We start from the raw sequence: 22,955 nt of genomic DNA, 5'->3' as shown, positions 1-22,955 counted from the left end.
ATCACGACATGTTCGAACCCACCCAGTCGGCGTATGCGTACCCGCTGCTCATCAAGCAACTTTTGCACACACCGCTCGCGCACGCGCCCGATCAGGAGATCGTGTATCGCGGCGAAACGCGCCTCACCTACCGCGCGATGCGGGAGCGCATCGGGCGTCTCGCCAACGGTCTCGAGCGGCACGGCGCGATCATGGGCAGCACCGTCGCGGTGATGGACTGGGATAGCCATCGCTATCTCGAATGCTATTTCGCCATTCCGATGATGGGCGCCGTACTGCAAACGGTCAACGTGCGGCTCTCGCCGGCGGAGATCGCCTACACGATCAACCACGCGGGCGCGCAGATCCTGCTCGTCCACACGGACTTCCTGCCGGTCATCGAATCGATCCGGGATCAGCTCGAATCGGTGCGCACCTTCATCCTGATCGAAGACGAAGGCAGCGCCGCCGCCGCGCACGCAATCCCGTTCGCGGACGAATACGAAAGCATGCTCGCCGCGAGCGAGGCCGCCTACGACTTCCCGGACTTCGACGAGAACACGCGCGCCACCACGTTCTATACGACGGGCACGACCGGTTTGCCCAAAGGCGTCTACTTCTCGCATCGCCAGCTCGTGCTGCACACCATCACGGGGATGGCCGCGCTCGCGAGCCCGGTTTCGGGACAGCGCTTTCATCGCGGCGACGTGTACATGCCGATCACGCCGATGTTCCACGTCCACGCGTGGGGCATGCCGTACATCGCCACCGTGCTGGGCGTGAAGCAGGTCTATCCCGGCCGCTACGTGCCCGAGCGGCTCGTCGCTCTCGTGCGCGATGAAGGCGTCACGTTCTCGCATTGCGTCGGCACCATCATGCACATGCTGCTCAATTGCGGCGAAGCAAAGAGCGTCGATCTCAGCGGCTGGAAAGTGGTCATCGGCGGGGGCGCGCTGCCTCAGGGCCTCGCGCGCGCGGCGCTCGATCGCGGCATCGATATCTTCGCGGGCTATGGCATGTCCGAGAGCTGTCCCCTGATGAGTCTCGCGCAGCTAAAGCCCGGCAGCGAGACGCTCGGCCTCGACGAGCAGGTGCCCTTGCGCTGCAAGACGGGTCTGCCGCTGCCGCTCGTCGATCTGCGCATCGTGAACGAGGAAGGCGGCGACGTCGCACACGACGGCCGTGCGAGCGGCGAGGTCGTCGTGCGCGCGCCGTGGCTCACGCAAGGCTATCTGAAGGATGCCGACGCGTCGGAAAAGCTCTGGGAAGGCGGCTATCTGCATACGCAGGACATCGCGAACATCGATACGAACGGGTATCTCCAGATCACCGACCGCATCAAGGACGTGATCAAGTCCGGCGGCGAGTGGGTTTCGTCGCTGGAGATCGAGAACCTGATCTCGCTGCATCCGGGCGTCTCCGAAGTGGCCGTGATCGGCGTGAAGGACGAGAAGTGGGGCGAACGGCCCGTGGCGCTGATCGTGCGCAAGCCGCAGTTCACGCCGCCCGTGTCGGAAGAGGACATCCGGAATCACGTGCTCGGGTTCAGCGAATCCGGACGGATTTCGAAGTACGCCGTGCCGCAGGTCGTGAGGATCGTCGATCAGCTCGAAAAGACGAGCGTCGGCAAATTGAACAAGAAGCGGCTGCGCGAACAGTTCGCGTGATCGCTCGAAGGAAAGTTAAAGCATGAGCAAGACTGGATACAGCATGGCGACGATCGATGAGTTCGTCGGCCGTGAACTGGGTGTGTCGGAATGGGTCGTCGTCGACCAGGCACGCATCGACGCATTCGCGCATTGCACCGGCGATACGCAGTGGATACACATGAACGAGGAACGCGCGAAGCGCGAGGGTCCGTTCGGCGGCACGATCGCGCACGGCTACCTGACGCTCTCGCTGCTGGCGACGCTCGCGATCGAAGTGGGCATCATCCCGGCGGATGCGTCGGCGGCCCTGAACTACGGGCTCGACAAGGTGCGCTTCATGGCGCCGGTCCGATCCGGCTCCCGCGTCAGAAGCCGCGTGATGCTGACGGATGTCGAAAGGAAGGGCGGCGGGCGGATCATCGTCAGGGCGGACAACGCGTTGCAGGTGGAAGGCGAGGAAAAGCCCGCGCTGATCGCCCAGACGCTCGTGATGATTCTGGCGTGACGGGTGAGCAAGGATGAAAGTTCGGAGATCGAGATGGCAGCAAACATGAACAGCGGCAACGACGACATCACGGCTGGCGCAACCGACGGCATGCTCGGGCCCAACCCGTTCGTCGGGCTGCGCGCCATCGACATGCTCGCCGCCGCCCGGCAGATCGGCACGCAGGCGATGCTGCATCCCGCGCTGCTGCTGGACCAGACCGCGGCGCTCGCGCGCGATCTGACGTCGGCGGTGAGCGGCAAGGAAACGTCCACGCCGGAACGGAGCGACAAACGTTTCGCCGATCCGGCATGGCGCGATCAGCCGCTGTATCGCACGACGTTGCAGGGCTATCTGGCCTGGCGCGATGCGCTTGCGGGATTCGTCGAGCGTTCTGCGCTGGACGACCGGAACAAGGAGCGCGCGCAATTCGTGATGTCGCTCGTGACCGACGCGCTCGCGCCGACCAACACGCTGGCGGGCAATCCCGTGGCGCTTCGCAAGGCGGTGGAGTCGGGCGGCGCGAGCGTCGTCGCGGGCATGAGAAACATGCTCGCCGATACGCTCGGCAACAAGGGCATGCCGTCCCAGGTCGACAAGCGCGCGTTTCGGGTCGGCGGCAATCTCGCCACGACCCCGGGCGCGGTCGTGTTTCGCAACGAAGTGCTCGAACTCATTCAGTACACGCCGGCGACGCCGAACGTCTACGCGCGTGCGCAACTGATCGTGCCGCCGCAGATCAACAAGTACTACGTCTTCGATCTGTCGGCGAACAAGAGCATCGTCGAGTATCTGGTGAAGAGCGAGTTTCAGGTATTCGCCGTGAGCTGGCGCAATCCGGGCGAGGAACATCGCGACTGGGACATCGACACGTATGTCGCCGCGCTCATCGAAGCGATTCAGGCGGTGCGCGACATCACCGGCAACCCGGACGTGAACCTGCACGGCGCGTGCTCCGGCGCGATGACGATCTCGGCGCTGCTCGGCCATCTGGCCAGCCGCGGCGACAAGTCGGTCAATGCGGCCACGCTGATGGTGGCGGTGCTGGACAGCACCTCGCCGTCGCAACTCGGGCTTTTCACCACGCCCGAGACCGTCGAGATCGCCAAGCGCAACAGCAAGGCCAAGGGCGTGCTGGCCGGCGAGGAAATGGGCCGCGTGTTCGCGTGGATGCGACCCAACGATCTGGTGTGGAACTTCTGGATCAACAACTATCTGCTCGGCGAAGCGCCGCCCGCGTTCGACGTTCTGTATTGGAACAACGACGCGACGCGTCTGCCCGCGAAGCTGCACGGCCAGTTGCTCGATATCTTCACGGGCAATCTGCTGAGCACGCCGCGGGCGCTGAAGGTCCTCGGCACGCCGGTCGATCTGTCCGCGGTCACTTGCGACACCTACGTCATGGCGGGCATGACCGATCACATCACGCCGTGGAAAGGCGTCTACAACACCGCGCGCGCATTCGGCGGAAAAACGCGCTACGTGCTGAGTTCCAGCGGCCATATCCAGAGCCTGATCAATCCGCCGGGCAATCCGAAGGCGAAGTTCTTCCGCAACGATGAATTGCCCGCAGACGCCGACGCATGGCTCGCCGGCGCGAAGCCCGAAGCGGGGTCGTGGTGGAGCGACTGGCGCGAGTGGCTCGCCGGGCGTTCCGGCGAACTGCGCGCGGCGCCGAAGTCGCTCGGCAACAGACGGCACAAGCGGCTCGCCGACGCACCGGGAACCTATGTTCTGGAGGCTTGATCAGCGGTTCCAGACACGCAGTCGACAGCCGACAAGCGCATCGAAAAAAAACGCCGCGCGCCCGCGCGGCGTTCCGTTTATATCCACATGGAAAAGAACGATGAAAACTGTGCGCACGATGGACATTCAGACCGTCACGATGGACGGTCAACTGCTTCGCGTCGGCATCTGGCGGGGCAGCGATGCTTCGCCGCCGCTTGTGATCTTCAATGGCATCGGCGCCAATCTCGAACTGGTACAGCCGTTCGTCGATGCACTCGGCGACGTGGAAGTCGTGATTTTCGATATTCCGGGCGTGGGAGGCTCTCCCGCGCCGCTCGTGCCGTATCGCTTTTCCACGCTGGCGGTGCTCACCGACAAGCTGCTCTCGCATCTCGGCTATGACGGGCAAGTGGATGTGCTCGGGGTATCGTGGGGCGGCGCGCTCGCGCAGCAATTCGCGTATCTGTATCCGTACCGCTGCCGGAGGCTGGTGCTGGCCGCCACGTCGCCGGGCGTCATCATGGTGCCCGGACGGCTTTCCGTGCTCTCGAGGCTGATCGGCTCGCGGCGTTATCGCGATCCGGATTATCTGCGCGAAGTCGGCGCGGAGATCTATGGCGGCGCATACCGGCGCGATCCCGAACTTCTGGAGGAACACGGCCGCCACATTCAGGCGCCGGGCGGACGCGGGTACGTGTATCAGCTACTCGCCACATGTGGATGGAGCAGCCTGCTCTGGCTCGGCTCCCTGCGTCAGCGGACCCTCGTCATGCATGGCGACGACGATCCGATCGTCCCGCTCGTCAACGCGAAGATCATCGCCAGCCGCATTCGTCAGGCGACGCTGCACGTCATCGAGGACGGCCATCTCTTTCTCATCACGCAGACGAGTGTGGTGGGTCCGTTGGTGCGAGACTTTCTGCTGGCGGGGTAGTCATCAAGGGCGAGGATCGGGCGGCAAAGCGCACCGCCCGATCCCCGCCGCTCGCTCAGAACTGGTCTTCGGCGAGCGCGAACATGCCCTGATCACCCTTGGCGCTCACGATCGACGCTTCCAGCGCGACGGCCTGCGGCAGCACGTGATCGGCGAAGAAATGCGCCGTCGCGATCTTTGCGCCGTAAAACGCGGGATCGTCGGTGCGCCGGGCATTCGCCACGATCAGCGCGCGCGCCATCTGCCAGCCCGACAGCACGATGCCCGCGAGCTTCAGATAAGCCACGCCGCCCGCGAACACGGCATTGGGATCGTCTTTCGCTTGGCGCAGCACGAAATCGACGGTGCTCGCAAGCGCGGCGCGTCCGGCCGAGAGCCGCCGATGCATCGCGTCGAACGCCGCGCCGTCGTGCTGTTCGAGCGCGGCGAGCGTCTCGTCGATCTGCGCGAGGATCGCGCGGGCCGCCGCGCCGCCGTCGCGGACCGTCTTGCGACCGATCAGGTCGTTGGCCTGAATCGCGGTGGTGCCTTCGTAGATCGTCAGGATGCGCGCGTCGCGAAGATGCTGCGCCGCGCCGGTTTCTTCGATGAAACCCATGCCGCCATGCACCTGCACGCCGAGGCTCGTGACGTCGATCGACATTTCCGTGCTCCAGCCCTTCACGATCGGCACGAGGTATTCGTAGATCGCGGAATGAAACGCACGCGTGTCGGCGTCGGCGGCGTGATGCGCGAAGTCGGAGTGCGCAGCCGCGACATAGGCCAGCGCGCGGGCGCCTTCGGTGAGGGCGCGCATCGTCGAGAGCATGCGGCGCACGTCGGGGTGCCCGATGATGGCGACGGACTGTTTCGCGGAACCATCGACGGGACGGCTCTGCACACGATCCTTCGCATACGCGGCGGCCTGCTGGTACGCGCGATCGGACACCGCGATGCCCTGCACGCCCACCGCGAAGCGCGCCGCGTTCATCATGATGAACATGTATTCGACGCCGCGATTTTCCTCGCCGATCAGATAGCCGGTCGCGCCGCCATGATCGCCATATTGCAGCACGGCCGTCGGGCTCGCCTTGATGCCGAGCTTGTGTTCGATCGACACGCAATGCACGTCGTTGCGCGCGCCGAGCGAGCCGTCTTCGTCAACGAGGAATTTCGGCACGAGAAAGAGCGAGATGCCCTTGACGCCTTCGGGCGCGCCCGGCGTGCGCGCAAGCACGAGGTGGACGATGTTCTCCGCCATGTCGTGCTCGCCGTACGTGATGAAGATCTTGGTGCCGAAGACCTTGTAGGTGCCGTCGCCTTGCGGCTCGGCGCGGGTGCGCACCAGCGCCAGATCGGAGCCTGCCTGCGGCTCCGTGAGGTTCATCGTGCCAGTCCATTCGCCCGAGATGAGCTTCGGCAGGTAGCGCTGCTTCAGTTCGTCGGAGCCTGCGGTGAGCAGCGCTTCGATCGCGCCGTCGGTCAGGAGCGGGCAGAGCGCAAACGACATGTTCGCGGCGTTCAGCATTTCGATGCACGGCGTCGCGATGAGCTTCGGCAGCCCCTGTCCACCGAAATCGGCCGGATGCACGACGCCCTGCCAGCCGCCTTCCCCGTATTGCCGGAATGCTTCCTTGAAGCCGGGCGTCGTCGTGACCTTGCCGTCATGCCATTCGCTCGGATGTTTGTCGCCTTCGGCGTTGAGCGGCGCAAGCACTTCGCCGTTGAACTTCGCGGCTTCGTCGAGCACGGCCTGCGCGGTTTCGAGCGTGGCGTCTTCGAAGCCCGGCAGCGCGGCAACGCTCGCGACGTCGGCGAGTTCGTCGATCACGAACAACATGTCCTTCAATGGGGCGGTATAGCTCAATGTGTTTCTCCGGTGGCATCGATTCGACCGTCAGAAGGAGTCGAGGCGGATGCGCGGAAACGACTCGAGATCGGCGTGAGCGCCGCGAGCGATCGCTGATCGATGCCTGATGTGTTGGGAAGTGCGCTGGGCTGATCTTAGAACGGGGATGTTCCGGCGCGCACCTCTCGCGGCGGGAGGGTTACTTCTTTCTCTTTTGACTGGCCAGCTTCACGATATCGCCGGTCGGCGCGCTGGTCATGAGCCGTCGAAGTTCTTCGAGCTGCACCCAGCGGCATTTGGAGATTTCATTGTTCGGACGCGGCTTCGCCCGGCTCGGGATATCGCAATAGAAGACGTGATGATGTTTCTGCTTGCTTTTGAAGTCGAAGAGATATTTCGCCGACTTGCCGGAGAGCTGCGTTTCTTCCTTGAGCTCACGAAGCGCCGCGTCGGACAGATGCTCGCCACGTTTGAGCATGCCACCCGGCAGAGCCCATTTTGACTCTCTCGCGACGAGCAGGATTCGTTTGCCTTTTCGACAGATGACGGTGGCGCGTTTCTTCAAGACTTGAACTCCGCGTTTTATTCTGGTGTCGATTGCTGGAAGTCTCCGGCTGCGCGCAGCCCGGCGTCGATCGAGAGAACCGAAGCCTGAACCTTGACACGCGCAGCGTGCGCCAATGCTATTACAAAAGCAGCCCTATTCGCCAACGATAAATTAACCAGCGACCAATTTGAATTTGACTGTGTGACATAAAAGCGTCATCGAAATCCTTTCGTCGATCGTGTCAGGGCGATACCCGTCCTACAGCAGCCTGGACGCCGCCTTCAGGCGCCGCTTCTGTTCCTTCTTGAGCAACCGAAGCGCTGCGTCGGCGCTCGTTCCTTCAGGCAATGAGGCTCGATGCGCCGTCAGTAGCGCGCGGCTGGCGACGACGTCGTTCAAGCCGCCGAAGCGCTTCTGTATCCGCTTCAGATCCTTCAGCCCCTTGCGCTGACTTTTCTGCAAGAGCGGTTCGAAGAATTCGATGAGATAGCGGACCTTTTTCCCGGCCTTGCGGACGTCGTGATACGAGTCGTAATCCGAGCGGCCCGCTTTCGACGCGTGCCGCATCCGCTTCTTGAGCCGCTTCTGCGCCGTGGATACGCGCTTACGCGCGAATTTGGTCAAGGGCGTACGCGCCGGGGAGGTGTTCAACTCACGGTTCGCTTCGCTGATTGCTGCGCGCAGCAGCTTCGTCAAATCCGAGTTCAGAAGCGTCTCGCGACTTTGGTCCGCGGTTTGCGCTCTGTTTTGTTTGAATGCGCTCAACAGTTCTTCGTCGCTCTTTTTTCCGACGAGACTGATCAGGATGTCCCAGTCGCGCGTGTTCCCCGCCGCGCTCGCGAGAAATTTCAAAACGGCGCGCTGCTCGTTGTCGAACTGCTCGTCGAGGATGGGGCGGTACGCCCACAGCAGCGTGCGCAGCCGGCGCAAGGCGACGCGCAGCTTGTGCAGTTTCTCGGCGTCGGCTGTCTCTTTGAGCGCTGACGCTTCCTCGATGGCCTCGTGCACCAGCGGATCGGCGTAGGTGGCGAAGTTCGCTTCGGCTACTGATTCGCGCTCCACGGCGCGGCGGGTATCGTCCATGGTCACGGCAGTGTCTCCGCATTTTCAGTGATCCTGTCCCTGAGGCAAAATGCGTGCCCCCGACACCGCGCAGTTCTTCGTGGAGCGGCTCCATCGAATCGGAACCGCACGGAAAAGCACGCTCGCGCTGTCGGCCCCGAGCCTCGTGATATGCTCCGCAGGGTGTCACGCAGGAGGTTACACCCGACATGACCGTTGCAGCGATTTCCCATATTGCTGAACAACCCCGCGAGATTCGCCACCCTGGCGTTCTTCTCAAGGACTTCGTGCTGCCGCGTCTTGGTCTCTCCGTGAGCCAGGCGGCGCGGGACTTGGGCGTGTCTCGTCAGACGCTGCACCGGATCTTCGACGCCAGCGCGAGTCTCACCCCCGAGATGGCCGTGCGGCTGGAGGCGCTCTGCGGAATCTCGGCCTTGTTCTGGCTTCAATTGCAATGCACCCATGATCTGCGCGACGCTCGCGCATCGCTCGCGGACGCACTGCCGCACATTCCAAGATATCGGCTTTCTCGCCTGGCGATGAAGCAGCTCGGAGCAACCGATGAACGCTAATATCGCACCGCCGCAATATGCCCGAACGGGCGTATCCGGACTCGACGACATCCTTGTCGGCGGTCTGAGCAGAGGGAACGTGTTCCTGCTGGAAGGCAGTCCCGGCACCGGCAAGACAACCATCGCACTCAGCTTTCTGATGGACGGTGCGGAAGCGGGCGAGCCATGTCTCTACATCACGCTCTCCGAAACGGCATCGGAGCTGCGCAATGGCGCTTTGTCACACGGCTGGCGCCTCGGCGACGACATCAGTATCTTCGAAGTGAGTCCCTCTGAAAATCTGCTCGATCCGGATCAGCAGCAAACGCTGCTCTATTCCTCGGATCTCGAACTCGGTGAGACGACGCGGCTGATACTCGGCGAATTCGAGCGGGTCAGGCCGAAGCGCGTCGTGATCGACAGCCTCTCCGAAATCCGCTTGCTTGCGCAAAGCTCCTTGCGTTACCGCCGGCAGATTCTCGCGTTTAAGCATTACTTCGCGGGGCGCGACGCTACCGTGCTGCTGCTCGACGATCTGACTTCGGAAGCAGCCGACAAGACGGTTCATAGCGTGGCGCATGGCGTCATCAAGCTGGAGGAATTGTCGCCGCAGTACGGGGCGGAGCGGCGTCGTCTGAAAGTGCTCAAATATCGCGGGCCGCAGTTTCGCGGCGGCTATCACGACTTCGCGATCAGGCGGGGCGGCGTGTCGGTATTTCCGCGGCTCGTCGCGGGCGAACATCGCACGAGCTTCGCGCGTACCCAGATGACGAGCGATGTGACCGAACTGGATGCATTGCTCGGCGGCGGTGTCGAGCAAGGATCGAGCACCCTGATTCTCGGACCGGCAGGCACCGGCAAGAGCCTCTTCGCGCTGCAGTTCATTGCGGCTGCCGTGAGGCGAGGCGAGAAGGCCGCGCTCTTCGTGTTCGACGAAGAACTCGGACTGCTGTTCGACCGGGTCCGGGTCATGGGCATCGACCTCGAAGCGATGCGAGACGCCGGCAGTCTGCATATCGAACAGGTCGATGCCGCGGAGTTGTCGCCGGGCGAGTTCGCGCATCGGGTGCGAGCGAGCGTCGATACCGCGCACGCGAAAACGGTCGTCGTCGATAGCCTCAACGGCTATCAGGCCGCCATGCCCGAAGAGAACGCGCTCGTGCTCCATGTCCACGAGTTGCTGCAGTATCTGAACCGGCAGGGCGCGAATACGTTTCTGACGGTCGCGCAGCACGGTCTCGTCGGCGACATGAAAGCGCCGGTCGATGTGACCTATCTCGCCGATACAGTCATCCTGCTGCGCTACTTCGAGGCGCTCGGCCGGGTACGGCGCGCCGTTTCGGTCATCAAGAAGCGCACGGGCGCGCACGAAGAATCGATACGCGAGTTTCGCATCGGCAAGACAGGGCTGGTGCTGGGCGCGCCTCTCGAAGACTTTCAGGGGGTGCTGCGCGGTGTGCCCACGTTCGTCGGGAACTCGGCGCCATTGCTTAATCCGAAGGCAGGCTAAGGGCGCATGTTCGAATTCGATCGATGTCCGGTGCTCCTTCTCACGCCTTCGGGGCGCGACTTCGCCGTCGCGCAGACACTCCTGGCGGCGGCCGGAATCGACGCGGCGGCTTGCGCGGACGTGCCGCAACTGGGTTCGAAGCTGGCGGACGAAGTCTGTTGTGCGATCGTCGCGGACGAAGCGCTGAACGGCGTCGATCTTGCCGCGCTCTCCAGATGGGTGTCGTCCCAGCCGCCCTGGTCGGACTTTCCGTTCGTCGTCCTGACGCGGCGCAGCGGCGGAGCCGACCGCAGGCCGATGGCCGAGCGGCTCACGCAAGCGCTCGGCAATGTCACGTTCATCGAACGGCCGTTTCATCCGACGACCTTCGTGAGCGTGGTCGAGACAGCGGTGCGCGGGCGGCATCGCCAGTTCGATGCGCGGGCCCGGATTCGCGAACTGCACGAAGGCGAAGCGCGTTTGCGCACCGCGCTGACCGCCGGGCAACTCGGCTCATGGACCCTTGACCTCGCTACGCCGACACTGACGGCATCCGCGACCTGCAAGGCGATCTTCGGGCGCGGAGAGAACGACAGTTTCACGTACGAGGAACTGCGCGCGAGCGTTCATCCGGAAGATCGGGAGCGCATGCAGGCGGCCGTCATGCGCAGCATCGAAACGGGCTGCGACTATGCCATCGAATATCGCAATGTCTGGCCGAACGGCACCGTGCATTGGGTCGATATCCGGGCGCGCGTCGTGCGCGACGAGCTCGGACGGATCACGCAACTCGTCGGTGTATCGTCGGATATCACGCCGCGAAAGTCCGCCGAGGATCAGTTGCGGCGCTTGAACGAGTCACTCGAAGGAAAGGTGCTGGAGCGCACGGCGCAACTGGAACACGCGCACCAGGCCGTCCTCGATGAAATCCGGCAGCGTGAACACACGGAAGATCTGCTTCGGCAAATTCAGAAGCTCGAAATGATCGGCCAGTTGACGGGCGGCATCGCTCACGACTTCAACAATCTCCTGATGGCGATCATGGCGAACCTGGAGCTCGTGCGAAAGGAGGTGCCGCCGGGCGAGAAGGCGGGACGTCTGGTGGAAGGTGCGCTCAAGGGCGCGCAACGCGGCGCGGCGCTCACCCAGCGATTGCTCGCGTTCGCACGACAGCAGGTTCTCAAGGTCGAACCCGTCAGGATGCCGGCGCTGGTGCACGGCATGTCGGACCTGCTCGAACGCTCGATCAGTTCGATGATCGAATTGACGATCAATACCGCGGACGAAATTCCGTTCACGCTCGTCGATGTAAATCAGGTCGAACTCGCGATCCTGAACCTCGTCGTCAATGCGCGCGACGCGATGCCCGATGGCGGCGTGATCGTCATCAGCGTGGCGCTCGCCCATTCATCGGGCGATGGTGAACTGACCGAGGGCGATTATGTCCGGGTCACGGTGAGCGACACCGGCACAGGCATGGACGCCGCGACGCTCGCGAAAGCCACGGAACCGTTCTTCACGACCAAGGAAGTGGGCAAGGGCACGGGGCTTGGCCTCTCGATGATTCACGGTCTCGCGCGGCAGTTACAAGGGGCGCTGCGTCTCGAAAGCATGGTGGGACAAGGCACGTGTGCATCGCTTTGGCTTCCGGTTTCCGAGAGCGCAGTGACCGAAGCGGAGATGCCGATCAGACCAGCGGACAACATTTCCACCGAAACGCCGCCGGTACGCGCGACCATTCTGGTGGTCGATGACGACCCGCTCATCGCGTCCAGCACTTCGTATCTTTTGCAGGATCTCGGACAAGAGGTCATCGAAGCGAACTCCGGTGAAGCCGCGCTCGAGATTTTGCGAAGCGGCCGCGAAGTCGATGTCCTGCTCACTGATTTTTCAATGCCGAGAATGACCGGCCTCGAACTGGCCACCGCCGCGCGCACGCTCAGGCCCATGCTGCCCGTCATTCTGGCGACAGGCTATGCAGAATTGCCGGAAGGCGCGGAAGCGAATCTGCCGAGACTGCGCAAGCCGTATCAGCAGAGTCAGCTTTTGATGGAGATCGCCAAGGCGGTCGCACCCAGGCATTGACGGCCCGAGGCCACGCGTGCGGCCTCAGGCGTCAACTCGTATCAGACCGAGCGTTTGGCGGACGCGCGCGTAGTCTTCGCGATTTCGCCGCTCGCATCCAGAACGGTCGCGCTCGTGTCGCGTGCGGCGTCGCTGGCGGTGTCGGCCAGATTCGCGATGAGTTCGCCCGACGATTCCGCGGCCGTTCTGACATCGTCGGTTGCGGCTTTCGCCATGTCGCCGAGCTTGATGCCGTTGCGTTCGTATTGATTGCGCACCTCGCCGATCATGTCGTCTTGCGTCGACGTGATGATCGACAGCGCATGGTGGCTGTATGAAGCGGCCTTCTGGGGAAGCTGCGCAAACATGACCGACTGCCAGCCGAGCACGTCGCCGGCGCCTGCTTCATCGCCCGCGCGCAAGAGCGCGTTGCTTTCCTCGACGACTTTGCGAACCGTCTGCACGTTCAATTCCGTGAGCGCCTGCAGACCGCTCGCGAAGCGCCCGGTGACGTTCAGAAGCACTTGCAGATTGGCACGCGCGATCGACGGAATCTGATAAGCGAATTGACCGGGATACTGGAACATTGACCACTCCTTTAACGAGTCGAATGAATTTCGGTAAAAACGATGCGCAAACGGAAGCCGCCTGCCGATCGCTCTTTTAACCTTCGTATGGAGTCCGATTACCTCACCGCGATATGACAGCCGCGTGCACGCGCGACGAAAAAACACGCAAGTGATGGGCTTATCGTCGATGTCAGCTAGCGTCGACCGCGTGCCAGCGGCCGGTTTCCGGCGACACAGCGGCTGGTGCGCCGTTCAACCAGACTTGCTCGTCATCCGGTTTCGTTGCGGTCGAAGAGGCGACGTCGAAGGCCACTTCGAGTGCTCGCGCAACGTTGGGGTCTTCGATGGGAAGCTCCCAGGTCAGAAATATTTGAACGAAATCCCGGTCTGGCGCAAAGTCGGACGCACTGAAACTGTCGCTGTGGCGCTGAATGACACCGTGAGGCTGGGCCGTATCGAATATCACGGCGGTTCCGCGGACGAGGGGAATCCGGCGGCCAGTGGAAGGAAAATGCACGTCCAGACCTTTGTCCTCGGTCAGGAAGAGATTGCAAAAGGCCGCACCGCCATATTGCGCACCGTCATGGTGATATCTCGCCCCGCGACAGGCCATCAGCGCCACGTCACTCGAGGCAAGCACGCCGGGCATTCCGAGCGCGGATGTCCAGTCGGACACTGCCTTCACGCACTGCCTGTAGTCCGGCCAGCGCGCGCGAGCCCGCGCCAGCGGCATTTCCTCGACATCCCCGGCTTCCAGAACGAGTCGCGACGATGTCTCCCTTTGCCAATCCGCGAGCAGGCTTGCAGAGGGCACGGGCACGTCGAGCACGTCCGATAAAACGATATCGCTGACGCGCCGGCTGCGGATGGCGTCGCCGCTCCAGAAGAAAGAAGTCAGCGTGTCTCGCGTCGATGCTGTCGAAGAGGAATTCATCCGCGAATTGTACCGATCCGGCGATGTCCTCATCGTTCCTCACGCGGCGGCGAACACGCGTACCGCGATGTGCTCGGCGATCATCATCGTCGTCAGATTGGTCGGCGCGCTCGGGATGCCGGGCATGATGGACGCATCGACGACCATCAGACCTTCGATGCCGTGAACGCGGCCATTGCTATAGACCACGCCATCGTCGCCCATCGGCGCGGTGGATGTCGGATGCGCGTATGCATCGAGATTGCCGAGGATCACGGATTCGAGGCCCGCGTCGGACACGGAAGCGCCCGGCGTCATCTCTTGCGCGACCATCGCCGAAAACGCCTTCGAGTGGCCGATACTGCGCGCGTTCCATAGCGAGCCGTCGTTCAGAACGGCTTGATCGCCACCTTGAGCACGCCGTCCCGCTGATTCGCAAAGAGGTCGTACGCGGCAACGATATCGTCCAGCTTGTAGTGATGCGTCACCAGCGCGCCAAGTTCGACGCGCCCGGACTGAATCACGTTCATCAGACGCCTCATTCGCTCCTTGCCGCCAGGGCACAGCGCCGTGTTGATCTTGTGATCCCCGAGTCCGGCCGCGAAAGCGCCGAGCGGAATCGTCAGATCGGACGAGTACACGCCGAGACTCGACAGCGTGCCGCCCGGCTTGAGAATGCGCAGCGCCGATTCGAACGTGCCCTGCGTGCCGAGCGCCTCGATCGACGAATCCACGCCGCGTCCGCCGGTGAGCTTGAGGATTTCGTCCACGACATCGCAATTCTTGAAGTTGAGCGTGACATCGGCGCCCATCTTGCGCGCCATGTCGAGCCGATGATCGTTGCCGTCCACCGCGATGATCGTCGTGGCGCCGAGCAGGCGGGCCCCCGCCGTCGCGCACAGCCCGATCGGACCTTGCGCGAACACGGCCACCGTGTCGCCTATCCGGATGTTGGCGTTCTCCGCGCCCTTGAAGCCCGTGGACATGATGTCGGGGCACATGAGTACCTGCTCGTCGGTCAGGCCGTCGGGGATCGGTGCAAGGTTCGCCTGCGCGTCGGGCACGAGCACGTATTCGGCCTGCGTGCCGTCGATCATGTTGCCGAAACGCCAGCCGGCCGTCGCCTTGTAGCCGTGACAGCCGCACTGGCCGCGCGCGATCAGGTAGCTGCCGTCCTGCGAGGCGACGCCATCCTGCGCGGCGTAGGAGTTGAAGTTGGGGCAGATCGCGCCGGCGATGACGCGCTGGCCTTCCTCGTAGCCGACCACCGCGCTGCCGAGCTTCTCAATCACGCCAACCGGCTCGTGGCCGACGGTCAAGCCTGTGGCGACCGGGTATTCGCCCTTCAGGATGTGCACGTCGGTGCCGCAGATCGTGGTGGTGGTGATGCGCACGAGCGCGTCGTTGGCGCCCACGTCGGGGATGGGCTTTTCGGCGAGTTCGATACGGCCCGGCTCGATGAAGACAGCGGCTTTCATCACGGCGGTCATGAATTCCTCCTTCCGGTTTGGTGGTTTCGGCACATCGTTAGTGATCCGTACTGCGTTCGAAAGACACGGGCTGCGCGACGTGGCCACCGCAACATCCTACGCTTCAACGCATCGTTGCTCCTTGATCTAACGCATGCTCCACGCTGCGCGAGCCGTCATCGAATCGTCATGGTGCGTCGCACAATCGCGACGACGCGCAACCGTGCCCGCCGCTCTGCCGCAACTACACAAGTCCGCTCGCGGATGTGTATTCTTTCGAGGTCATGGATTTGGGGGTGCCCGTGAAATACCCGCTGATTCTGGGCTTCGCTATCGTCGCGGTGGACCTCGTCGTCTGGCGCGGACGCCTGCCTGCGCATGACCTCGCGCGGCTGTTCATCAGGCTCGCGCTTTTCTTTGCGCTGAGCTGGATTCTTTTCACCTCGGGCCTGAGTCCTTTCACTCAGGCTCCGGACTACGGCGCAGTCGAGCTTCACTGGCTGGGACAGATTCTGGAAATCATCTGGTGGCTGATGGGCGCGCGTCTGCTCTCTCTTTCACTCGATACCCTGCTGCTGCCCAGGGCATGGCGCAAGCAGCGCCTGTTCTCGGACGTGTTCGGCGCAGTGGTCTTCCTCGCCGCGGCCGTCGCTGCCCTTGGCTTCGTGCTGGAACTGCCGGTGCGCGGACTCGTCGCGACCTCGGGGGCGCTCGCCATCGTGCTGGGCCTCGCCATTCAGAGCACGCTGAGCGATGTCTTCGCGGGCATCGTCATCAACACGACGGAGCCGTACGCGGTAGGCGACTGGGTGGTGATCGACGATGTCGAGGGCAAGGTCGTCGAGATGAACTGGCGCGCGACGCATCTGCTGACCGGTCAGGGAAACACGCTCATCGTGCCGAACGCGGTCGCGGCGAAGGCGAAGATCACCAATAACAGCAAACCGGGAGACGTCCACGGGCTGTCGCTCATCCTGGAGATCGAACCCGAGGCGCGGCCGAAGACCGTGCTCGATGCGCTGGAGCGCGCACTCACCGGCTGCAACGTCATCCTCGCGTCGCCGGCTCCGTTCGCGCGGATGAAGCGCACCACGACCAACTCGGTGCAGTACGAGGTGGTGGCCTTCGTCGACGACATGAACAAGAAGCTTGCCGTATCCAACGAACTCTTCGATCTCTGCTATCGGCATCTCGCGGCCGCGTGCGTCGTGTTGCGCGTTCTCTGCGTGCCGGCGGCGACCACCGCTTCTTACGACGAAAGAGAGGCGCTGCTGAAGCGCGTGAGCCTGTTCGACAGCTTGTCCGGCGAGGATGTTTCGCGGTTGGCCAAACGCCTTTCCCGCCACGAATATCAGGCGAATCATCAAGTCCTCGCGCCCGATACGGTGCCCGACAGCCTCTCGATCGTGCACTCGGGCGTCCTCTCGGTCTCCATCATGGACGGGACGAGCAGTCGCGAAATTTCTCGCATCGGGCCGGGAGAGGCGTTCGGCGAAGCAGGCCTGCTCGCCGGGCTTGCAATGCAGGTCGCCATCACGACGCTTACGCCGTCGGTGCTCTTCAAGCTCGGCAAGGACGACATGACGTCCTTTCTCAAGGACCACGGCGAGGTCGCGAAGCAGATGTGCGAGCTGCTGGCGTATCGGCAGGACAAGCTCGGCAAGCTCACGACGCCGATGCCCGCCGAGCAGGAGAAAGGCCACTCGTTATTCCAGTGGCTCGTCGGAAAGGTCTGGAACCTGCATTCGCTGCACGACGACTCGAAGAGCAACTGAGGCATGAAGTCCTGTCTGAACTTTGCATCGGTATGATTCGTGATCGGGATATCCACACGAAAACACGATGAAAGTGAAGGAGAGCGCTCATGCCTAGCGTCGAGCAAGCACGACCGGCCACGCTAGTCGATTCTGTCTGGCGCGTGATGCTGCGGGTCGCATTCCCCCTCGCGCGCGCGTGGTGGAGCCTTCGACAGCCTCATCACGAAGGCGCGCTCGTCGCGATCTACGTCGGGCGGGCGCTTTTGCTCGTGAAGCCGTCGTATCGCCCGGAGTGGAATCTGCCGGGCGGCAGTGTCGATCCCGGCGAGACGCCCTATGCGGCGGCGCTGCGCGAAATCGACGAGGAGATCGGGCTCGCGCCGCACGCTCTGGTCCCTGCGGGCCGCGCCAGCGGTATCTGGGACGGACGAAGGGATACCGTGCATTTCTTCGAACTGAGACTCGACGCCTTGCCCGAGTTGCGGCTCGATAACCGCGAGATCGTCGCCGCGCATCTGGCATCGCCGGAGGAATTGCGCGGCATCGCCCTGACAGGGGCCGCCGCCGCGTATTGTTTCGCCAAAGCCGACGACTCCCGCAAAGTCACGACGCCCTAGCGCGAAGACGGCCCGACCGGCGCTTCTGTCATCATGTAGGGGCTTCGACGAACCCAAGGGTGTCATGTCACATCTCGAACAAGAGAAAGCGAACGCCAGTGCGAACCATCTTGCGCGCGGGGCCGAAACCGGCGCGGATGGACCGCACGGAAGCGAGGCGGGCGAGGAGTACGACGCATCGGCGGTCGGCCGCACCGGGCCGCTGAACGAAGCGGCGCTGCTCGGGCGCAAAACGCCACCGTGGCCGGATTCGGCGGCGGCCAACCCCGGCCACCAAGCGCGCGCCGGCGCGCAAGGCACGGTGCGCGCGCTGGCTGGTCTTCTGTTCGGCCTCGCGTTGCTTGTCGCGGGCAATGGCCTGTTCCAGACGCTGATTCCCTTGCGCATTCTCCAGTCGGGCTATTCGACGTTCGTCACCGGTCTGATCCAGTCGAGCTATTACGCGGGCTTCATCCTGGGCGCAATGGTCAACCGGCGTCTTATCGACCGCATCGGTCAGCATCGGACGTTCGTCGCGTTCTCGGCGGCAGCGTCCATTCTCGCGCTCGCTTTCGGCGCGGCGCAATCGCCCTGGATGCTGGGCGGCGTGCGCCTGCTTACGGGCGTCGCGTTCATGGGGCTTTATACCTCCGTCGAAAGCTGGCTCAACGGCACGGTCGAGAACGAGAAGCGCGGCCAGGTATTCGGCCTGTACGCGGGCATCAACTACCTCGCGGTAGGCAGCGGCCAGTTTCTGCTGAATGTCGGAGCGGGGACGGGGGCGCAGCAGTTCTCGATCAGCGCGGCGCTTTTTGCCGCGGCGGTGCTGCCGGTCACGCTGATGGAAGGCTGGCCCGCGAAGGTCGACGACGCGAATCTCGACCGCGTGCCGGCCCGAACCTGGGGCGAAAGCCTTCGCGAAATGATGGCGCTCGCGCCGCTCGGCGTTCCGGGCTGCATTCTCGCCGGGTTCATCTACAGCAACTTCTATGCGCTGATGCCCGTCTATCTTCAGCGCTCCGGCTTCACGACTGAGGAGCTCGCGACATTCATGGGCGTCGCGCTCATAGGCGCACTGCTGCCTCAGTATCCGATGGGGCGGCTCTCGGACCGCATCGACCGGCGGCGTCTCGTTCTATGGACGTCCTCGGTCTCGGCGATACTCAGCGTCGTCCTGTTCTGCTTCGATTTTCGCATCGTCACATGGTGCGCGACACTGGCGTATGTCGCTGTGACGTTCACGCAGTACGGGCTTATCGTGTCGCACGTGCAGGACCGCACGGAGTCGCACCTGCGTGTCGGCGTGTCCGCGATGTTGCTGGTGCTTTTTTCCCTCGGAGGCATGACGGGGCCCACGCTGGCTTCCGCGCTGATGACGCTCATCGGGCCGAGAGGGCTGTTCCTGTTCAACGCGCTGTCCTGCATATTGCTCGCGCTCAGCGCGCGCCACGCGCTCCGGGTGTTCGCGCGGACGTCGACGGCCGGTACGGAAGCGGGCGAGAAATAGTTCCTCTTTTTTGCGGCCGCGTGTCCATCGATACGCGGTTCGCGCGTCATCGTGATGGCGGCGCAAATTCGATGCGCCCGCCGCAACCCCGTGACGGAGGCTCAAATGCAATATCTGTTGATGATCTACTCGCAAGAAAACCGCTGGAATCAGATGACCGACGACGAGCGGCAGCAGGGCGTCGCCGCGTATCAGGCGTACACCGAATCGTTGAAGAAGGCGGAAGTGCTGGCGGGCGCGAACCGTTTGCAGCACACGAGCACGGCCACGACGGTGCGGCTCATCGACGGCAAGCCGCAGGTGCTCGACGGACCGTATTCCGATTCCAAGGAGCAGCTCGCCGGTTACTACCTGATCGACGTGCCCAATCTCGATGCGGCGATTGCGTGGGCGTCGCGCTGTCCCGGCGCCGCGCACGGCCTGATGGAAGTGCGCCCGGTGTGGACGGCCCCTTACGATGCGCCATCCGCCGCATGAGCCAGCCGTTGGGCGGCGCTGACGCCAGCGCTTCCACACGCGCGATTGCCGAGGCGGTCGCGCGCCGCAGTTACGGCAAGCTCGTCGCGCTGCTGGCGATGCGCACACGCGATGTCGCCGCAGCCGAGGACGCGCTCGCCGACGCGTTCGCGGCCGCGCTCGCCGACTGGCCCGAGCGCGGTTGCCCCGCGAATCCCGAAGCATGGCTGATGACGGTCGCGCGCCGGCGGGCGATCGACGGGGCGCGCCATCGCCGTGTCGGCGACGAAGTGACGAACCAGCTCGCCATCCTCGCCGACGAGATCGACGAGCACGAGAGAGGCGCGCTGCCCGATCGACGGCTTGCGCTGCTGTTCGCGTGCACACATCCGGCGCTCGAAGCCGCGATTCGCACGCCGCTGATGCTTCAGGTGGTGCTGGGGCTCGAAGCGAAGACGATCGCCTCGGCGTTCCTGATGTCGCCCGCCGCGATGAGCAAGCGCCTCGTGCGCGCGAAGCACAAGATCCGCGAGGCGGGCATTCCGTTCAGCGTGCCCGAGCGCGAGGAGTTGCCCGATCGGCTCGCCGCGGTGCTGGAGGCCGTCTACGCGGCGTATGCGGAAGGCTGGACCGACCCGGCCGGCTGCGATGGCGGGCGGCGCGATCTCACCGGCGAGGCGCTTTTTCTTGCGCATCTGCTCGTCGAACTGTTGCCCGATGAACCGGAGACGCTCGGTCTGCTCGCGCTGATGCTGTATGCGCAGTCGCGTTGCGACGCGCGACGCGATGCGGCCGGCGACTATGTGCCGCTATCGGCGCAGGATCCGGCGGCATGGAACGCGCCGATGATCGATGCCGCCGACGCGCTGCTGCGGCGCGCGAACACATTCGACGCAATCGGACGCTTTCAGCTCGAAGCCGCGCTGCAATCGGCGCACGTGCATCGCTGCCGGACGCATCGCCCGAACTGGGATGAGATCGTGCAACTCTACGATGCGCTGTTCGCGATCGCGGCGTCGCCGGTGGTCGCGGTGAACCGCGCGCTCGCGGTGGCGGAACGCGACGGTCCGCAGGCGGCGCTCGATGCGCTCGCGCCGTACGCGGACGATCCGCGACTCGCCGACTATCAGCCGTACTGGGCCGCACGAGCCGATCTGCTCGCGCGTGCCGGCGCGTGGGCCGGAGCGCTGGCCGCTTACGACCTTGCTATCGGACTAGAGCGCGATCCGGCCGTGCGCCGGTTCCTGCAACGCAGACGCGGCGAAGTGTCGTCGGATCGAAAGGCATGATCGGGCAATGAGGAAATGATCATTGCGGCCGCCAATCTTTCACCCGCTCGAACGTCAGGATACCTACGCCTTCGCGCCCGTCCGCCCATGTTGACAGTACCCGGAAAAAACACTCATAGTCCTTGCGGTGGAAACGAACTGTGACGAGATCGCCGACCGCATTGATCGGATAGCAACCCATCGAGGCATTCAATGAACGAAAAGGTCCTGATTTCCGGCGCCGGCGTGGCCGGTCTTGCGCTTGCTTACTGGCTCGATGCCGCCGGATTCGACGTCACGCTCGTCGAACGCTCGTCCGCGTTCCGGCGCGGTGGTCAGGCGGTCGACATCCGCGGCGTCGCGCTCGACGTGACCCGCGCGATGCATCTGCTCGATCGCGCCCAGGCATTGCGAACGCGTCTGAAAGGCATGTCGATGCTCGACGCCGATGGCAACGAAATCGACCGCACCGAAGAACGCACCTACAGCGCGGGACGGCTCGACAGCGACGACATCGAAATATTTCGGGACGATTTGTGCGAACTGATCATGGGCTCGCTGAACGAGCGCGTCGAGTTCCGGTACGGCGACAGCGTACGGACCATCGACGAAACGAGCGACGGCGTCGAGGTGTCGTTCGCCGATGGCGAGCGGCGCCGCTTCGATCTGCTGGTCGGCGCCGACGGCATCTATTCGAACATACGCAAGCTGCATTTCGATTGCGAAGAAGCGGTCGTGTTTCCGCTCGGCGTGATTCTCGCGCTCTTCTCGACCCCGAATCTCATCGATCTGCGCGACTGGCAGATCGGGCATCGCGTGGACGAATTCGGCTACGTGATCTACCCGAGCCTCGATCAGACGCAACTGCGCATCGGCGTTGGATTCGGCGCGCCGGAAGCGCCGGTCGCGCGCAACGACGTAAGCGCGCAGAAGCAACTCGTCGCCGATCGATGTGCGCATCTGCGCGGCGATTTCCCGCGCTTCATCGAAGCGATGCGCGGCACCGACGATTTCTATTTCAACGATCTCGCGCAAATCCACATGCCGTCGTGGTCGAAGGGGCGTGTCGTGCTGATCGGCGATGCAGCGCATTGCGCATCGCCGTTTTCGGGGCAGGGCACGAGCCTCGCGCTCGTCGGCGCATTCGTGCTCGCGCATGAACTGATGCGCAATCGCGCGGATTTTGCTCGGGCGTTCGCCGCGTACGAAGAACGCATGCGGCCGTATGTGAAGCTGAATCAGGCGCTCGTCGATCTCGACAGACAAGGACCGGTGCCGGATGAACAGTTGAACGAAGCCAAAAGCGGCATCGATCTGAGCGATCTGTTCGCGTTGACGCGATGACGCGTTGACGCTTCAATGCTGCTTCTGTAATCCCCGACGCTCGATTCGATTGCGCAACTGACCCGCGACGAACGCGCTGGTGGTCAACGTCAGGTAAAGGACGACGAGATCGTGACGCCACGCGTCGAGCGCAAGTTGATGGACGAGCAACGTCGGATCGGGGGCCGGGCGAAGCGCGTTCTTCGTTTCCGCGATGAGCGTCATCCGGATAAAGCCTCCCGCCGATAGCATCGGCAACAGCGCTGCGAACGCAAACAGCGCGAGCTTCATGCGCGATGCAAGCGGATGATGGCGCAACCGGAACCATAATCCGAGGCATCCGTGTAACCAGCCGGGGGCGAGCAGCGCGAGTTGCAGACCCTGCGTGCCGCTCGTGAGCAGCATGACGACCACCCGCTCGTAGTTCGGCTCGAAGCCATAGAGCGCCGACGCGAGCCGCGTGGTTACCGCATGACGGATGAGCAGCAGCGGCAAGCTGAGGCCCGCCAGAAGCCGGATCCATTCCGCGGCGGGCAGCGCCCAGTTGCGGCGGCCGTATATCGTGTGCAGTGCCAACGCGAAATGCGCGAAGGCGGCACCGTACAGTGCAATCGTTCCGGGTGCGCTGCGCCAGAGCCGCAGCGCGACTTCGAGTCCCCGTCCGGCGAGCTCCATTGACCAGAGCCCGAGCGCGTGATTTACGAGGTGCATCGAGAGATAGGTCAGCAGCACCATGCCCGTCCCGAATTGCAGGCGGCGCAGAACGGCTTGCATCTGAAGCA

General features: G+C 63.6%; 21 protein-coding genes. 13 read left to right on the top strand and 8 right to left on the bottom strand.

The features are described from left to right. The first annotated feature begins 8 nt into the window (after positions 1-8). The 4 genes from QCE73_RS17025 (at position 9) to phaZ (ending at position 4,774) form a co-directional block, all read left to right on the top strand. Positions 9-1,646, top strand: a complete 1,638-nt coding sequence (locus QCE73_RS17025) for a fatty acid--CoA ligase (RefSeq protein ID WP_309883139.1) — start codon at positions 9-11, stop codon at positions 1,644-1,646. A gap of 22 nt (positions 1,647-1,668) precedes the next feature. Further along, positions 1,669-2,133 (top strand): MaoC family dehydratase, encoded by a 465-nt coding sequence (locus QCE73_RS17020; RefSeq protein ID WP_035499029.1) that lies wholly within the window; start codon positions 1,669-1,671, stop codon positions 2,131-2,133. Between the two features lie 33 nt (positions 2,134-2,166). Continuing rightward, positions 2,167-3,858 carry an alpha/beta fold hydrolase gene (locus QCE73_RS17015; protein ID WP_309882505.1) on the top strand — a complete coding sequence of 564 codons (1,692 nt, stop codon included), beginning with the start codon at positions 2,167-2,169 and terminating at the stop codon, positions 3,856-3,858. Positions 3,859-3,958: 100 nt separating this feature from the next. Next, positions 3,959-4,774 (top strand): poly(3-hydroxyalkanoate) depolymerase, encoded by an 816-nt coding sequence (gene phaZ / locus QCE73_RS17010; RefSeq protein WP_309882504.1) that lies wholly within the window; start codon positions 3,959-3,961, stop codon positions 4,772-4,774. Between the two features lie 55 nt (positions 4,775-4,829). Here the strand turns inward: phaZ and QCE73_RS17005 are convergent, their stop codons facing one another. The 3 genes from QCE73_RS17005 to QCE73_RS16995 all read right to left on the bottom strand — a co-directional run bounded on the left by QCE73_RS17005 (position 4,830) and on the right by QCE73_RS16995 (position 8,232). Beyond that, the gene (locus tag QCE73_RS17005; RefSeq protein WP_309882502.1) at positions 4,830-6,620 is read right to left on the bottom strand and encodes an acyl-CoA dehydrogenase; all 1,791 of its coding nucleotides are present in this window, start codon (positions 6,618-6,620) and stop codon (positions 4,830-4,832) included. A 181-nt stretch (positions 6,621-6,801) separates the two neighbouring features. Then, on the bottom strand, positions 6,802-7,167 hold the full coding sequence (locus QCE73_RS17000; protein ID WP_035499026.1) for an NUDIX hydrolase: 366 nt from the start codon (positions 7,165-7,167) through the stop codon (positions 6,802-6,804). A gap of 240 nt (positions 7,168-7,407) precedes the next feature. Next, a complete protein-coding gene (locus tag QCE73_RS16995) occupies positions 7,408-8,232 on the bottom strand; it encodes a CHAD domain-containing protein (protein WP_309883138.1) in 825 nt (274 codons plus the stop codon). Positions 8,233-8,420: 188 nt separating this feature from the next. Between QCE73_RS16995 and QCE73_RS16990 the strand changes: the two genes are divergently transcribed. Genes QCE73_RS16990 through QCE73_RS16980 form a run of 3 tightly spaced genes read left to right on the top strand, consistent with a single transcriptional unit; the run spans position 8,421 to position 12,336 of the window. Next, on the top strand, positions 8,421-8,783 hold the full coding sequence (locus QCE73_RS16990) for a HigA family addiction module antitoxin (protein ID WP_051626690.1): 363 nt from the start codon (positions 8,421-8,423) through the stop codon (positions 8,781-8,783). Continuing rightward, positions 8,773-10,272, top strand: a complete 1,500-nt coding sequence (locus tag QCE73_RS16985) for an ATPase domain-containing protein (protein WP_309882500.1) — start codon at positions 8,773-8,775, stop codon at positions 10,270-10,272. Before QCE73_RS16990 ends, QCE73_RS16985 begins: the two co-directional genes overlap by 11 nt. A gap of 6 nt (positions 10,273-10,278) precedes the next feature. Continuing rightward, positions 10,279-12,336, top strand: coding sequence for a PAS domain-containing protein (locus QCE73_RS16980; RefSeq protein ID WP_309882499.1), 2,058 nt, complete (start codon positions 10,279-10,281; stop codon positions 12,334-12,336). A 41-nt stretch (positions 12,337-12,377) separates the two neighbouring features. Here the strand turns inward: QCE73_RS16980 and QCE73_RS16975 are convergent, their stop codons facing one another. The 4 genes from QCE73_RS16975 to QCE73_RS16960 all read right to left on the bottom strand — a co-directional run bounded on the left by QCE73_RS16975 (position 12,378) and on the right by QCE73_RS16960 (position 15,287). Continuing rightward, on the bottom strand, positions 12,378-12,902 hold the full coding sequence (locus tag QCE73_RS16975; protein ID WP_051626689.1) for a phasin family protein: 525 nt from the start codon (positions 12,900-12,902) through the stop codon (positions 12,378-12,380). A 172-nt stretch (positions 12,903-13,074) separates the two neighbouring features. Beyond that, positions 13,075-13,818 (bottom strand): hypothetical protein, encoded by a 744-nt coding sequence (locus QCE73_RS16970; RefSeq protein WP_309882498.1) that lies wholly within the window; start codon positions 13,816-13,818, stop codon positions 13,075-13,077. 39 nt (positions 13,819-13,857) lie between these two features. Beyond that, positions 13,858-14,157: a GMC family oxidoreductase gene (locus QCE73_RS16965; protein WP_309883137.1), complete on the bottom strand. Its 300-nt coding sequence runs from the start codon at positions 14,155-14,157 to the stop codon at positions 13,858-13,860. 29 nt (positions 14,158-14,186) lie between these two features. Beyond that, positions 14,187-15,287, bottom strand: coding sequence for an NAD(P)-dependent alcohol dehydrogenase (locus QCE73_RS16960; RefSeq protein WP_309882496.1), 1,101 nt, complete (start codon positions 15,285-15,287; stop codon positions 14,187-14,189). 281 nt (positions 15,288-15,568) lie between these two features. Here QCE73_RS16960 and QCE73_RS16955 point away from each other — a divergent pair, with 281 nt between their 5' ends. The 6 genes from QCE73_RS16955 (at position 15,569) to QCE73_RS16930 (ending at position 22,194) form a co-directional block, all read left to right on the top strand. Next, complete coding sequence (locus QCE73_RS16955; RefSeq protein WP_309882495.1) at positions 15,569-17,041, top strand: mechanosensitive ion channel family protein; 1,473 nt, start codon at positions 15,569-15,571, stop codon at positions 17,039-17,041. Between the two features lie 89 nt (positions 17,042-17,130). After that, entirely contained in the window at positions 17,131-17,640 is a 510-nt protein-coding gene (locus QCE73_RS16950) for an NUDIX hydrolase (RefSeq protein ID WP_309882494.1), read from the top strand. 64 nt (positions 17,641-17,704) lie between these two features. Then, positions 17,705-19,126 carry an MFS transporter gene (locus QCE73_RS16945; RefSeq protein ID WP_309882493.1) on the top strand — a complete coding sequence of 474 codons (1,422 nt, stop codon included), beginning with the start codon at positions 17,705-17,707 and terminating at the stop codon, positions 19,124-19,126. A 105-nt stretch (positions 19,127-19,231) separates the two neighbouring features. Continuing rightward, positions 19,232-19,603 (top strand): YciI family protein, encoded by a 372-nt coding sequence (locus QCE73_RS16940; protein ID WP_238289373.1) that lies wholly within the window; start codon positions 19,232-19,234, stop codon positions 19,601-19,603. Next, complete coding sequence (locus tag QCE73_RS16935) at positions 19,600-20,871, top strand: DUF6596 domain-containing protein (RefSeq protein ID WP_309882492.1); 1,272 nt, start codon at positions 19,600-19,602, stop codon at positions 20,869-20,871. Before QCE73_RS16940 ends, QCE73_RS16935 begins: the two co-directional genes overlap by 4 nt. A gap of 192 nt (positions 20,872-21,063) precedes the next feature. Then, positions 21,064-22,194 (top strand): FAD-dependent monooxygenase, encoded by a 1,131-nt coding sequence (locus QCE73_RS16930; protein WP_309882490.1) that lies wholly within the window; start codon positions 21,064-21,066, stop codon positions 22,192-22,194. Between the two features lie 12 nt (positions 22,195-22,206). Here the strand turns inward: QCE73_RS16930 and QCE73_RS16925 are convergent, their stop codons facing one another. Continuing rightward, a complete protein-coding gene (locus QCE73_RS16925) occupies positions 22,207-22,947 on the bottom strand; it encodes a hypothetical protein (RefSeq protein WP_309883136.1) in 741 nt (246 codons plus the stop codon). Positions 22,948-22,955: the final 8 nt, after the last annotated feature.

It is taken from the genome of Caballeronia sp. LZ029, assembly GCF_031451275.1.
In the GTDB taxonomy this organism is placed as follows: Bacteria; Pseudomonadota; Gammaproteobacteria; order Burkholderiales; family Burkholderiaceae; genus Caballeronia; species Caballeronia jiangsuensis.
This window is presented reverse-complemented; position numbering and strand designations above follow the sequence as displayed.